At 54.5% G+C, this 12,250-nt stretch carries 17 protein-coding genes; 10 read left to right on the forward strand and 7 right to left on the reverse strand.

Features of this window, described 5'->3' with window-relative positions:
* Positions 1–6 precede the first annotated feature (6 nt).
* Genes BUB23_RS19040 through BUB23_RS19055 form a run of 4 tightly spaced genes read right to left on the reverse strand, consistent with a single transcriptional unit; the run spans position 7 to position 3,847 of the window.
* Positions 7–975 carry a glycoside hydrolase family protein gene (locus BUB23_RS19040; RefSeq protein WP_084136131.1) on the reverse strand — a complete coding sequence of 323 codons (969 nt, stop codon included), beginning with the start codon at positions 973–975 and terminating at the stop codon, positions 7–9.
* 3 nt (positions 976–978) lie between these two features.
* Positions 979–1,941: a glycoside hydrolase family protein gene (locus BUB23_RS19045; protein ID WP_073106263.1), complete on the reverse strand. Its 963-nt coding sequence runs from the start codon at positions 1,939–1,941 to the stop codon at positions 979–981.
* A 3-nt stretch (positions 1,942–1,944) separates the two neighbouring features.
* The gene (locus BUB23_RS19050; RefSeq protein ID WP_073106265.1) at positions 1,945–2,643 is read right to left on the reverse strand and encodes a WbqC family protein; all 699 of its coding nucleotides are present in this window, start codon (positions 2,641–2,643) and stop codon (positions 1,945–1,947) included.
* Between the two features lie 43 nt (positions 2,644–2,686).
* Entirely contained in the window at positions 2,687–3,847 is a 1,161-nt protein-coding gene (locus BUB23_RS19055; RefSeq protein WP_084136132.1) for a DegT/DnrJ/EryC1/StrS family aminotransferase, read from the reverse strand.
* A gap of 329 nt (positions 3,848–4,176) precedes the next feature.
* Between BUB23_RS19055 and BUB23_RS19060 the strand changes: the two genes are divergently transcribed.
* Positions 4,177–4,401 carry a hypothetical protein gene (locus tag BUB23_RS19060; RefSeq protein ID WP_073106268.1) on the forward strand — a complete coding sequence of 75 codons (225 nt, stop codon included), beginning with the start codon at positions 4,177–4,179 and terminating at the stop codon, positions 4,399–4,401.
* A 355-nt stretch (positions 4,402–4,756) separates the two neighbouring features.
* Here the strand turns inward: BUB23_RS19060 and BUB23_RS19065 are convergent, their stop codons facing one another.
* Positions 4,757–5,047: an I78 family peptidase inhibitor gene (locus BUB23_RS19065; protein ID WP_073106271.1), complete on the reverse strand. Its 291-nt coding sequence runs from the start codon at positions 5,045–5,047 to the stop codon at positions 4,757–4,759.
* Positions 5,048–5,249: 202 nt separating this feature from the next.
* On the opposite strand from BUB23_RS19065, the gene BUB23_RS19070 reads away from it, so the two are divergent.
* The 6 genes from BUB23_RS19070 (at position 5,250) to BUB23_RS19095 (ending at position 8,247) form a co-directional block, all read left to right on the forward strand.
* Positions 5,250–5,651 carry a GNAT family N-acetyltransferase gene (locus BUB23_RS19070; RefSeq protein WP_073106274.1) on the forward strand — a complete coding sequence of 134 codons (402 nt, stop codon included), beginning with the start codon at positions 5,250–5,252 and terminating at the stop codon, positions 5,649–5,651.
* 150 nt (positions 5,652–5,801) lie between these two features.
* Entirely contained in the window at positions 5,802–6,080 is a 279-nt protein-coding gene (locus BUB23_RS19075) for a toxin-antitoxin system TumE family protein (protein ID WP_073106601.1), read from the forward strand.
* A complete protein-coding gene (locus BUB23_RS19080) occupies positions 6,077–6,454 on the forward strand; it encodes an HVO_A0114 family putative DNA-binding protein (RefSeq protein WP_073106278.1) in 378 nt (125 codons plus the stop codon). The genes BUB23_RS19075 and BUB23_RS19080 overlap by 4 nt, the downstream gene beginning before the upstream one ends.
* 46 nt (positions 6,455–6,500) lie before the next feature.
* Positions 6,501–7,769, forward strand: a complete 1,269-nt coding sequence (locus tag BUB23_RS19085) for a DUF445 domain-containing protein (RefSeq protein WP_073106281.1) — start codon at positions 6,501–6,503, stop codon at positions 7,767–7,769.
* Positions 7,770–7,801: 32 nt separating this feature from the next.
* Positions 7,802–7,936 carry a type II toxin-antitoxin system HicA family toxin gene (locus BUB23_RS19090; RefSeq protein ID WP_425439564.1) on the forward strand — a complete coding sequence of 45 codons (135 nt, stop codon included), beginning with the start codon at positions 7,802–7,804 and terminating at the stop codon, positions 7,934–7,936.
* An 11-nt stretch (positions 7,937–7,947) separates the two neighbouring features.
* On the forward strand, positions 7,948–8,247 hold the full coding sequence (locus BUB23_RS19095) for a type II toxin-antitoxin system HicB family antitoxin (protein WP_073106287.1): 300 nt from the start codon (positions 7,948–7,950) through the stop codon (positions 8,245–8,247).
* A gap of 97 nt (positions 8,248–8,344) precedes the next feature.
* Here BUB23_RS19095 and BUB23_RS19100 read toward each other — a convergent pair whose 3' ends face one another.
* Together BUB23_RS19100 and BUB23_RS19105 are read right to left on the reverse strand one after the other, a co-directional pair.
* Positions 8,345–8,755 (reverse strand): hemerythrin domain-containing protein, encoded by a 411-nt coding sequence (locus BUB23_RS19100; RefSeq protein ID WP_073106290.1) that lies wholly within the window; start codon positions 8,753–8,755, stop codon positions 8,345–8,347.
* Between the two features lie 103 nt (positions 8,756–8,858).
* Positions 8,859–9,629, reverse strand: coding sequence for an RNA polymerase sigma factor FliA (locus BUB23_RS19105; protein WP_073106293.1), 771 nt, complete (start codon positions 9,627–9,629; stop codon positions 8,859–8,861).
* 223 nt (positions 9,630–9,852) lie between these two features.
* On the opposite strand from BUB23_RS19105, the gene BUB23_RS19110 reads away from it, so the two are divergent.
* The 3 genes from BUB23_RS19110 to fliS all read left to right on the forward strand — a co-directional run bounded on the left by BUB23_RS19110 (position 9,853) and on the right by fliS (position 12,231).
* The gene (locus BUB23_RS19110) at positions 9,853–10,251 is read left to right on the forward strand and encodes a flagellar protein FlaG (RefSeq protein ID WP_073106296.1); all 399 of its coding nucleotides are present in this window, start codon (positions 9,853–9,855) and stop codon (positions 10,249–10,251) included.
* Positions 10,252–10,375: 124 nt separating this feature from the next.
* Entirely contained in the window at positions 10,376–11,794 is a 1,419-nt protein-coding gene (gene fliD / locus BUB23_RS19115) for a flagellar filament capping protein FliD (RefSeq protein ID WP_073106299.1), read from the forward strand.
* Positions 11,791–12,231 (forward strand): flagellar export chaperone FliS, encoded by a 441-nt coding sequence (gene fliS, locus BUB23_RS19120; protein ID WP_073106301.1) that lies wholly within the window; start codon positions 11,791–11,793, stop codon positions 12,229–12,231. Before fliD ends, fliS begins: the two co-directional genes overlap by 4 nt.
* The last annotated feature ends 19 nt before the right edge of the window (positions 12,232–12,250 follow it).

Below are 12,250 nucleotides of genomic sequence, written 5' to 3' on the forward strand. Positions count from 1 at the left end.
CCATACTTAGGTGTCCCAAACCGCCAGTCCAAAACCGTAGCGGCCAAATTCATTGCCGTTATAAAGAAGATAAATTTTCCCGTCACATTCAAAAACGTGGGGATAGCACAACATGTCGGAATCCCATTCACCCGGCTCTCCATGTACAAGCGGATTCTCGCTCCCCCTGGTCCAGGTCAGCAAATCGCTGGACCAAGCATGCCCAATTTTGTAACCTCGATCCCTATTTGCTCGGAAGTCAAAGGATTGGCGGTAGCAAAAAAACATATGATAGAGGTTATCAACTTTAATGATCGTCGGCAGAGCTTGACTCTCTTCTTTACCGAGAAAATCCGGAATAATTTGTCGCGCTTCTTCTTTGGTCCAATTGATTCCATCTCGAGAGACTGCGTGACCAATCTTATATGTACGGTCCGCGTTCTCTTCCGAGCCGAATATCTTCCAACCGGTACCGAAGATGTACCACATATGAAATATTCCATCGACGATTTTTACAAAACCATCACCCACGAGGCATGGCTCATGCAACGAGGCGGATAATACAGGGCCATCGCCCAAACGCTGGAAGGTATAGCCATTGTCACGGCTGATGGCCAAGCCAATTCCGGTATCGACCGATACCGACACTCTTCTATTCCATCCGCACGTATAACCGTATATCGCATCGTCGTGGCGCAGCACATTCATGGGAAAAATTCCATGCTCGTCAAAACTGCCAAGCGTACCGAGCGGAATAACCGTATGGTCAGATACCCGAATCACATCACGGAAATTCTTTCGCATATCCACAAAGGCAACGTGGCTAAGATACTTACCATTACTCTTGTCCACCGCGCGAGTAGAAAAATAGATACGCACAAACTCATCAAATACCAATACTTGTGGCGACTGCGCAAAATGTGTGCAGCCGTTTGGTAGCCTATGATGTGTAGGGTCAAATATTTTCCCGAGTTTTGTCCACTTCATAATATCCATTCGCTACTCTAGTTTCCCATCTAATACAGCAAGGCCAAAACCCTCCCGGCCAACTTGATTGCCCAGATAGGCCAAATAGGTCTTTCCATCCAATTCGAACACATGCGGATAACTAACCATTTCCGAGTCCCATCCCACTTCCGATACGTCGATGCCTGCTTTCGCATCGTCGCGTATCCAGTCAATCAAATTGAGGCTAGATGCATAGCCTATACGGTAACCTCCTTCTTTACCGCGATAATGTGCGCTATGGCGATAGCAGAAGAACATATGGTATTTACCATTTGCGTAGAATACATCCGGGCTAGCTTGTGCTTCGTCCTCCTCAATACGGCTCTCAACTAGATCTTTATTGAGCTTAGTCCAGTGAAAGCCATCCGACGACGAGGCCATTCGAATTTTATAGACAGGTTCTGGCCGACCATCGACAACCTTCCACTTGCGTCCCGCTATGTACCACAAATACCAAACCCCATTAAAATTCCTGATCTTAGGGCCGCTCATTATAAATGGCTCATCCAGCGAATATGATATAATCGGGCCGTTACCCATTTTGGTAAAGGTATTACCATCATCTTGACTAATCGCCATTCCAATGGCTACATTAAATGGAACGGATTCACAGCGCGTCCAACCCGCATAATAGGCACGCACTTCATCACCATGCCGTATAACCGAAATAGGGTAAGTGCCAAACTCGTCGAACTCGCCCACGCCACCTAATGCAAGGATGGGAGTTTCACTAACTCTTAAAATATTGAACAGATCATTGCGATCCAAATCCACAAAGGCGGAATAGCTTACGTATCGCCCCGATTCGTCCGCAGGTGGGCGGCAAGAAAAATATATCCGTATGAATTCCTCGAACACCAATACGGCAGGCGCTTGAGCAAACTCTTTTAACCAGCTGCGTTTCTCCACAGTCTGGGGCGTAAATACTTTACCTAGCTTTATCCACTTGAACATGGCTCAGATTAATTCATAATTTGTTAAAATATGGGATTGAATCTTATCAAGTGAGTTGAACATCAACACATCAATAATTGACAACCATGGTAAAAATTCTTCATCGAATTGAGGATATTCAAAATATTTAGTTTGGATGAACTTCAGTTCGATATTCTCATGTTCGAATGTTTCTTTTGAATATAGGTCTATGCCCCCAATAGGGTTCACATAGGTTCTTGCATTAACCGCTTTGCATAAGGCGAGTACTTTTTCTTTATTTTTCAAACTATGGTCGATAGCTATATCGGAAGATATTTTGATATTTGTTTTAATATCCAAATGCTCACATATCTGAGAAATAGAATGGTGCAAAAAGCAAAACAAGTTAGTGTTCTTGTACTGCACAATCCCCTCGACGAGTGGAAATGTCTGCTTAAAATATGGAGCATGCATATATGCATCTCGCAATTGATTAAGTAATTTTTGTCGATTAAAATCTACAGCCAGGTGTCGATCACGTATGTCAAGATAGTCTGAATCTTTTTTCAAAGCTAGCGAAAATGTCGCATCTTTTCCCCCTCGTAGGATGCGATTTCGATTTATCCAGCCTTTTTTTGTATATTTAATATTGTCATATACAACGAACAGGTCCACGGCTGCTATTAATTGAAAATAGCCGATATAAGGAAAAAAATACGGCTGCATAATGGCCAACTTCAACTTGCATCCTCCGAAGCAGTAATTGCGCGAGTCGCTTTCATTTTCACTGGGCTGCGATAAAACGGATAATATGCTCAACCACCGACATGTCCAGATCGGGATAAATCGGGAGACAAAGCACTTGCTGAGCCGCGTTCGCTGCGACCGGAAGATTGCTTCTATGGGCCGAGGACAATCCTCGATACATTGGAAAGTCCGATATCAAGGGATGAAAATAGCGGCGGGAATGGATACCTGCATCTTTAAGGCCATGGTATAGGGCGTCACGGCTGAGCGGATACTCGTGGCCCACGAGTATCGGGAAGTAGGCATAGTTCGCCCGTTTCTCTCCCGCGTCATTCAGGCATCGGATCCCTTTTATGCCTTCGAGCAACTCACGGTAGGTCCGATCGATCTGTTTTCTTCTCTCGAGAGCCTGATCTATATAATTCAGTTGCAGCAATCCCAACGCCGCATTGACCTCGCTCATCTTCCCATTGATGCCTGGAGCTACCACGGTAACTTCATCGACGTAGCCAAAATTCTTCAGTTGATCGATGCGTAATTTGGTCTTCGCATCCGGGCATATGATGGCGCCGCCTTCAAAGGTATTGAAGACTTTGGTCGCATGGAAGCTCAAAGCGCTCAAGTCGCCGTGCCGCAGTATGCTGCCTCCGGCATCCCGCACCCCAAACGCGTGAGCGGCATCGTAGATGACACGCAAGTTGTAATTGTCAGCAATCTTCTGGATCGCCTCGACGTCGCAGGGATGTCCGTAGCAATGCACCGGCACGATTGCCGTTGTCTGCGGGGTGATGGCGGCTTCGATCTTTGCGGGATCGAGATTGAAAGTATGCGGGTCGATATCGACAAATACCGGCTTGATGCCATTCCACAGCAAAGAATGGGCTGTGGCGACAAAAGAGTATGGTGTAGTGATGACTTCGCCCGTTATGCGCAGGGCCTGCAATGCGGTCAAAAGCGCAAGAGTGCCGTTGTTGAATAGGGCGATATGCTCCACACCCAGATATTCGCACAGCGCCTCTTCCAGTTGGCGATGCATCGGACCGCCATTGGTCAGTATCTTGGTGTCCCAGATCTGTCGCAGGTAAGGAATAAATTCCTCCAGCGGAGGCAGATGAGGCTGAGTAACATAAATAGGACGATCGGATATCGCGCAGCCGTCATCTGCAATAGCAGGGGTGGCTATTGCCAATTTATTCATATCTTGTCCAATACGCCGCGTAGCATCGGCACTCAGCCCGAGTTGATTAAAGTAGATTCGTCCCATAGGGGCACCATAGGGCCAGCATGGGAGCCCCTTGTTGCCGCCACGTAGCCAACCTTGCCATGAGGACGTTTTTCGGCCGGCTAGCGCTGAAATGAAAAATTTAAATTCTCGCAAGCATAGCAAGGAGAATGGCCGTGCAATCTACGGAACTAAGGCAGTATCTGGCGGGTTAAATGGGGATATTGCTGCGGCCTCTGTCGTTGCACGAAGAATTATCAGCCGCCACGTCCTCGAAGTAACCAGCATGTAGCGCATCTCGAATCATGAGCAAAAAATTTCTCATATGGCTGATGCGGGCCACAAAAGCGGACAGCAAAACCAAGGATGCTTTAGCCGAAGATCTACGCAAAATCGGCGTCACCACGGCGGGTATCGGTTATGTGAGCATCGTCATGCCGCAAACGAATATCGCTATTGGCGCCGGGTCGATTCTTGTGATATCCGGATTTACATTTTGGCTGCTAGGGCTCGTGTTTACCCGCAGATGATCCGACGGAAATATAAATCAATGAGCATGACATTCATTCTCGTAACTGCCGGCCTGCTTATTGGCCTTTTGGCTGTCGCCAGCTACGTGTTTTACTTTTCGGACAGAATTCATTCAGACGAATCGGAATAGTGATCCGTGCGCGAGCCGCATCAGCCTTGATCTACAACACCCAGTAGTTTTTCAACCAGACCAGCGGCCAGAATGCGGCCGGTCAAGTCGGATACCACGACTCGGAAATGTCGCTATCCAGTCATGAACCGACTTCATTTTGGGCTGAGTCCATGAAAGAATTTCGCATCCCGGCTCCCTGGCAGAGGCGAAACGAATGAAGCCGCGGGAATATACGCAGCCTCTCATCCGCAATTGGCGCGCACCACCACGTTATCGCTGTTCAATTGCAGGTTCAACCGCCCCGCCATGTATTCCCTGGTAATCACCTGGCCCGGGCGCAGCACTCGCACCGTTTGCGCGCCCGTGGCTTGCAGCGCTTCCTGTTCAAGCGCGGGCGTGATGCTGCGGCCGAATACGACGTGGGCCGGTTCAGCGTTGCAGGCCCCGGCGGCGACTGCCGGGGCGTTGGTATCGGGGGCGGCGCATGCGGCAAGTCCAGCCAGCAGTGCTGCCGAAGCAAGGGTGCGGATCATGTCGGCTCCTGAAGCGGCGGGCGGCCCGGGGTGGCGCCCATATCGGCCATTGTGCCACGATGGCGCCCTGCCCGCCTTTCCTGCGCCATGACAACCCGGCAGCGCGGCCAGTCAAGTATGATGGGACACGCCGCCGCGAAGCCGTCGATGCGCGCGCCGAAGTCACCCATACGCCTTGCCACGAAATAAGGATGTAAAAGCCATGACTGAACTGGAAAACGAAATACTCAACGCGCTGGAGCCGCTGCTGGCCCCCTATCTGGAAAAGTTGAGCAGCCACAAGTTCGACGTGCGGCCGGGGCTGGTCGAAGTCAAATGCCAGCAAGATGAAAGCGAGCTCACATGGGCCACCCTGCTGCGCATCGAGGTCATTCATGCCGACAGGCAGGTGCATATACGCAGCATCAGCACCCCCGGCATCATGAAAGGCCAGGGTTTGGGGAAAATATTGATCAAGGCGATATATATAGCCGCCAAGGCCCGAGGCTATGAGGTTTTCGTCACCGATATGACGCCAGGTTTTTACCAGCGCCTGTTGCGCCGGGGTGCCCGTTCCTGCAGCGAGGAAATGGTCCAGATCAACGACGATACCGTACTGGCGTAATCAGTTTTTCGCGAGGCGCCGCCGGAAAATCCTGACGGATAAACAGCATATTCGCGTCTGGCGTCCGAGCCAGGAAGAGCCATATATTTATTCTTTTCCGAATATCATATTATGGCTCTTGACACCATAGGTCGGCCGTGGCCTAATGACATGAAAGCGGTCTTGATACGCCGCAGCCGTATCGCCTTTCGATCAGGCTTTATCGAGATGGTTGTCTGGCAGTTGCCACGTCCCACTCCGCCGTCACAGCATTCTTACAAGTACCGCTTGGCATATGTAATAAATGGTAGGCGTGTCGTTGGCTACGATAATGAGCGTGGCAAAGGCGATCACAAGCATATCGGCGGCATCGAACTGCCCTATTTGTTCATTAATCCGGATCAATTGATTGCTGACTTTCTTGCGGATATTGAAGGAGCAGAGCCATGAATGACAGAACTTTGCATGTGAAGGTGGGAGAAGACCCCAAGGCCGCCCTGGCGCAGGTCGCCAGCACCATGAAGGCGCTGGATCGCGGCGAAACGCCCGCGCCATACTTCAGCGTAGGTTTCGCCAGCGTCGGGCAGTTGTTTGCGGTATTTACGCCGCGGCGCTGGGAGCTTCTGGCCGCCCTGCGCGAATTGGGACCGCTTTCCATCGCGGAACTGGCGCGATCGCTGGGCCGCGATTACAAAAATGTGCACAACGATGTAGAAAAATTGACTGAATGGCAGGCCATCGAAAAAGACGAAAAAGGATTGGTGTCTGCGCCTTACTCGGAAATTTCGGTGGATGTGTATTTTCCGGAACGGCAGGCCGCATGAAAAACCGGGGCGGCCAAGGTCCAAGCCCTGAATCGCCGGGATATGAATGGATAAAGTAGCAGAGCTCCGGAAAGCCAAGCGGCGCGCCGTCGCGTGGCTGCTTGTCGCGGCGCTTGTGTTCGTAGTCATGCTGCTGGCTCCCCGGAACTTCTGGACCGGCGCCATCAAGGCCATGGCCGAGGCGGCCATGGTGGGCGCCCTGGCCGACTGGTTTGCCGTTGCCGCGCTTTTCAGGCGCATTCCCATTCCCTTCATTGCGAAGCATACGGAAATCATCCCCAGGAACAAGGACCGGATCGCCGACAACCTCGCCGCCTTCGTCCGGGAGAAGTTCCTGGATGTTTCCTCCATCGTGGGCTTGATCAGGAAGCACGACCCCGCGCGGCAGATAGCCGACTGGCTGAACGCCCCCGCCAATGCCGACCAGCTGGGCGGGCATATCGCCAAGCTGCTGCGCGGCATCCTGGACTTCACCGACGACGTCAGGATACAGGCCTTCATCAAGGACGCGATCCACGCGGTCATCGATAAAATCGACCTGTCGGCATCCGCCGGCTCCATACTGGACAGCCTAACCAAGGACGGCAGGCACCAGGACTTGCTCGATCAAAGCATCAGGCAATTGACGGCGCTGCTGAACAGGCCCGATACCCGCGATTTCATCTGCAGGCAGATTGTCCAGTGGATCAAGCGCGAACACCCTCTCAAGGAAAAAATGCTGCCCACGGAGTGGCTGGGCGAGAACGGCGCGCAACTGATCTCCACCACCGTCAATGCCCTGCTGGATGACGTCATCAATAACGACGAACATGATTTGCGCAAGGAGTTCGATGGCTACGCTCACAGACTGATAGCCCGGCTCAAGCACGATCCGGACACCATGCGCAAGGCCGAGGAAATCAAGCAATATCTGAAAAACGACGCGGCGCTCAATGCCTACATCAATGAGCTCTGGGGCGCGATGCGCGGCTGGCTCAAGCGCGATCTGGACAGCGCCGATTCCGTTCTGCACGCCAAGGTCGCCGCGTCCGGGCGCTGGATAGGCCAGGCGGTAGCGCGCGACGAGAACCTGCGCGCCTCGCTCAACCTGCACATGGAAGATGCCGCGCAGCGCATGGCGCCCGACTTTGCCGCATTCCTGACGCGGCACATCAGCGATACCGTCAAGGGCTGGGACACGCGCGAAATGTCCAGGCAGATCGAACTGAACATCGGCAAGGATCTGCAGTACATCCGGATCAATGGAACCTTCGTGGGCGGCTGCGTGGGACTGGTGCTGTATCTGCTGTCGCTCCTGCCTGCCGTCCTGCGCTGACGCCCTGGGCACTACAATTGGCCGATGGCTGGGTGCATATCCACACGGTGGGATCCCATCATCATTTCAGGCATCCCGCCAAACCGGGCAAGGTCACCGTGCCACATCCTGGCAAGGATCTCCCCCTTCCTACAGTGCGCAGCATTTATCGACAAGCAGGACTTTAAGAGAAACGCTTATGCTTTATCCGATCTATGTGCATAAAGAACCCGGCAGCGCCTATGGCATCATTTTTCCGGACTTTCCGGGATGCTTTTCCGCCGCCGACCATATTCGTGATATAGCCGCCAACGCACAGGAAGCCGTTGAGGCGCATTTTCTGAACGACGCTGATTCGATTCCCCGGCCATCATCACCAGAACATTGGGCGGCCAACGCCAATTATGAGAACGGATTCTGGATGATGGTCGATATTGATGTCGACGGCGCCAGCCACGCAAGCCTGGGGCAGAATAACGCCGCTTCATCAAACTGCTGAACTGACCGGCAAACCATCAGGCGACCGGCGCCTGGCTGGCTCGGGCCTGGTCAAAAACAGGACTGTACCGCTACCTGCCAAGTGACTTGCCTGCCTGCTACATCGCTTCGATGGCCGGATAGAACTCGGTGTTTTCTTTCTGCATGCGGCCATGCAGGGTTTTAAGGACTACATTCGCTTCAGCCCTGAATTGTTCGGCTTTTTCGGCGATGATGGCGGCGGCGGTCCAGCGGCGGGAAAAGGCAATATAGGCGTTGGCGATGCCTTTCATATCGTCCTGGTATGCCCGGCCCATCTCGGCCAGGCGCGCGTCCGGGCCGTTCTGCAGGGCCGGGTACAGGATGCGGTCTTCAATGGCCAGATGCAGTTTGACTACGGTGCTCAGCGCCACGACCGCCCGGGCGATTTCGTAGGCGTGCTCTTTTATGCCGGCGTGGGCGAATTCGCGCAGGCTGGCGATGCCGTCCAGTATTTCCACGTGCTGGTGCTTGAAACGCTCGATATCCATGGAACTTCCCTTTTGAATGTTGCTGAATGCTTCTTTTCTTAAAGATGTATATTAAATACATCTTTAAGAAAACGCAAATCCCAAAATGGGTGCGGCGCGTCGTCTACAGCAGCGCCTGGAACTCGGTTTCGCCGGGGTTCTCGTGCCAGTTGTCCTGTGCCAGGGCGGCGCGGATGCGGGCCACGGCTTGCGAGCGCAACTGCGATACCCTGCCTTCGGTGATGCCCATGACCGCGCCGATTTCTTTTTGGTTCAGGTCCTGCTCGAACTGCAGCGACAGCAATAATTGCTCGCGTTCGGGAAGCGCCTTGATGGCCAGGGTCAAGGCATTGCGCAAGCCTTGCGACACCAGCCGGTTCAGCGGATTGGCCCAATGGCCTTGTTCATCGTTGCCGGCGCCCTGGCCGTGAACGCGGTCCAGGGGATGGGCGGCATCGTCGCCGCCACGGGTCAAATCCTCGTAGTGGATGATTTGCACGCCGCGGGCCTCTTCCAGCAAGTCCTGGTACTCCGCCAGCGGCATGCCCAGCTCCTCGGCGATTTCCGCCTCGGTGGCCGGCCGCAGCAGGCGGTGGCTGAGCTGGTGTATGGCTTGCTCTATGCTTTTGGTTTTGCTGCGCACGCTGCGCGGCAGCCAATCCTGGCTGCGCAGTTCATCGAGCATGGCGCCGCGTATGCGCGTGATGGCGTAGGTTTCGAATTGCGCCTCGGCCGTCTGCTGATAGCGCCGCACGGCGTCCAGCAGGCCCATCATGCCGGCTTGCATCAGGTCGTCGAGCTCCACGCTGGCGGGCAGCTTGGCAATAAGCTGCAGGGCCAGGCGGCGGACCATGGGAGCGTACTGTCCGACGAGGCGGTCTTCGGAGCTAGGCATGCGGGATCGATAAAACAAACATACAGAATGCCTATTGTGACTGCCCTTGGGCCCGCACGGAGGGATGATCAGCCGGGCATTTTATTGCCTGTTCCCCTTATTGGGGTATACCCGGGGATTAAAGATTCCTGAATAGCTGCCGTTATTAAGCATATATGAGGCGCATGGCTTGGAGGTTACGCGGCCGCTGGCGCTGTACCCAACAACTTTCAGGAGCCACGAGATGGTCAACCCCATAGGCGCTAATCCCGGATCACTGCCTTTTGTTCCCGCTGCCGTCGACCTTGAACGCCCGCTATCGATTCCCGAACCCGCCGTGCAGGTGACGCCGTCCGGGGAAGCGCTGAATAGCGGTGGCGCCGCCACGGCGCCGCGCCAGCCGCAAGATGCGGACGCAAACCCCAATTCCCTGGAAAAAGCCCTGGAAGACGTCAACGACAACATGAAGGCCTGGGCCACCGGCATGCGCTTCGACGTCGACCCAGACGCGCAGCGCGTCGTGGTTTCCATCATCGACAGCGCCACCGGCGAAGTCCTGCGCACGGTGCCCAGCGATGCGGTCATACGGGTCGCCAAGATGATAGTCCAGTTGCAGGGTCAAGTGGTGAACACCAAGGCCTAGGGCCTGGCTTATAGCGCAGCTATTGGGGTAAACGCCTAAAAAGCATGAGCTTATCCCCGCTATCGCAAGCATTGAATCGTATTAATCTGCAGCATAATAGCTGCACTCGGAGTTCTTCATTATTATGGCTATTTCATCTATCGGCGTCGGTTCCGGTCTTCCCCTGAGCGAACTGCTGGAAAATTTGCGCACCAACGAAGAGTTGTCGCTGGGCCTGATCGAATCCAGGGCCACCGCGGTACAAAACCGCCTGTCCGGCTACGGCACCATCAAAAGCTCCATCGAAGCGCTCAAGACAGCGTCCGATGCCCTGGGCAAGGCCGAGACTTTCGGCGCGCTGAAAACCACCGTCAGCGGCGACGCCTTCACCGCCAGCGCGTCCGCCAAGGGCATAGCCGGGCAATACCGCATCGAAGTCCAGGAATTGGCGACGGCGCAAACCTTGACCAGCGCTGGCCAAACCAATCGCAAAGCCGCCCTGGCCGATGGTAAAGTCGGCATTGAAATAAAGCTGGCCGGCAACGCCGCCAAGACCTTGACGCTGGATTCCGCCGACACCTCGCTGGAAGGCATAGCCAAGGCCATCAACAGCGATTCCAGCCTGGGCGTAAGCGCCACGCTGATCAATGACGGATCGGTTCCGCCCAAATCCTATCTGTTGCTGACCGCCAAAGAAACAGGCGAAAAAGCCTCGATTGAACGCATCACCGTTACCGACGCCGGCGCCGGCACCGACGTCACGGCGCTCCAGAATACTATCGGCTTCGTGAAAGGCTCGGGCGGCGCTCCCAACACGGGCGCCCTTACCGAACAGGCCGCCAAGAATGCGAGCCTGCTGGTCAACGGCATACAGATCACGTCCCAATCCAATACCGTCGAAGACGCCATCGATGGCGTGACGCTGACGCTGCTCAAGAAGAATGAAGCGGGCAGCGCGGACACCTTGTCGATCACCAAGGACGACAGCGTCGCGTCCAAGGCCATCAATACCTTCGTCTCGGCCTATAACAATCTGCAAAGCATCATCAAGACCCTGACCTCGTACGATGTCGACAATCAGAAGAGCAGCGCGCTGACCGGCGACAGCCTGGCCCGCAATGTGCAAAGTCAGGTGCGCGGCGCCTTGAACGCGGCTGGCACCGGCGCAGTCCGTACCCTGGCCCAACTCGGTATCACCACCAGCCCCACCGACGGCACGCTCAAGGTGGATGATGACAAGCTCGCGGCGGCCTTGAAAGACAACATGGTCGACGTGCAAAGCCTGTTCGCCGGTGAAAACGGCATCAGCAAACAGTTGGGGGCTGTCGCCGATACCTATGTGAAAAGCGGGGGCCTGATCAACTCGGCCGCCGACAGCATGACGGACACCCTGAAGCAGATGAACAAGCAATACCAGGCCGAGTCCGACCGTATCGACGCTAGAATGGAAAACTATCGCAAGCAATTCACCGCCCTGGATACCGCCATGGCGCAGATGAATTCCGTCAGCAGCTACCTGACCCAGCAGCTCGCCATGCTGAGCAATTTGAACGACCAATCATGACCTACGCTTCTGCACGCGGCCCGCGGCGGCAACATTCCATCCAGGCCTATGCCAATATAGGACTGGAAACCGAAGTGCTGAGCGCCAGTCCGGAACACCTGATCACCTTGCTGTTCAACGGCGCCCAGGCGGCCATCCTGAAAGCCCGGCTCCATATGGAAAGCAATAATCTCGAAGGGCGCGGCATGGCCATATCCAAAGCCATCGATATCGTCGACTCGGGCCTCAAGGCCAGCGTGGACCGGGAATCGGGCGGCGAGCTGGCCACCAACCTGGTCGCCACCTACGAATTGATCATACGCAATCTGCTTCTGGCCAACCTGAATGCCGACCTCGAAAAACTCGCGCTGGCCGAGCGCCTGCTGATCGATATAGGCAGCGCCTGGCGCGCCGCCGTCGACCCCCGCATCGAAGCCGAGGCCAGTCAAACAGCCTAGGCCGTTATACCGAACGCAT

Source organism: Pollutimonas bauzanensis (genome assembly GCF_900129885.1).
Classification (GTDB): Bacteria; Pseudomonadota; Gammaproteobacteria; order Burkholderiales; family Burkholderiaceae_B; genus Pollutimonas; species Pollutimonas bauzanensis.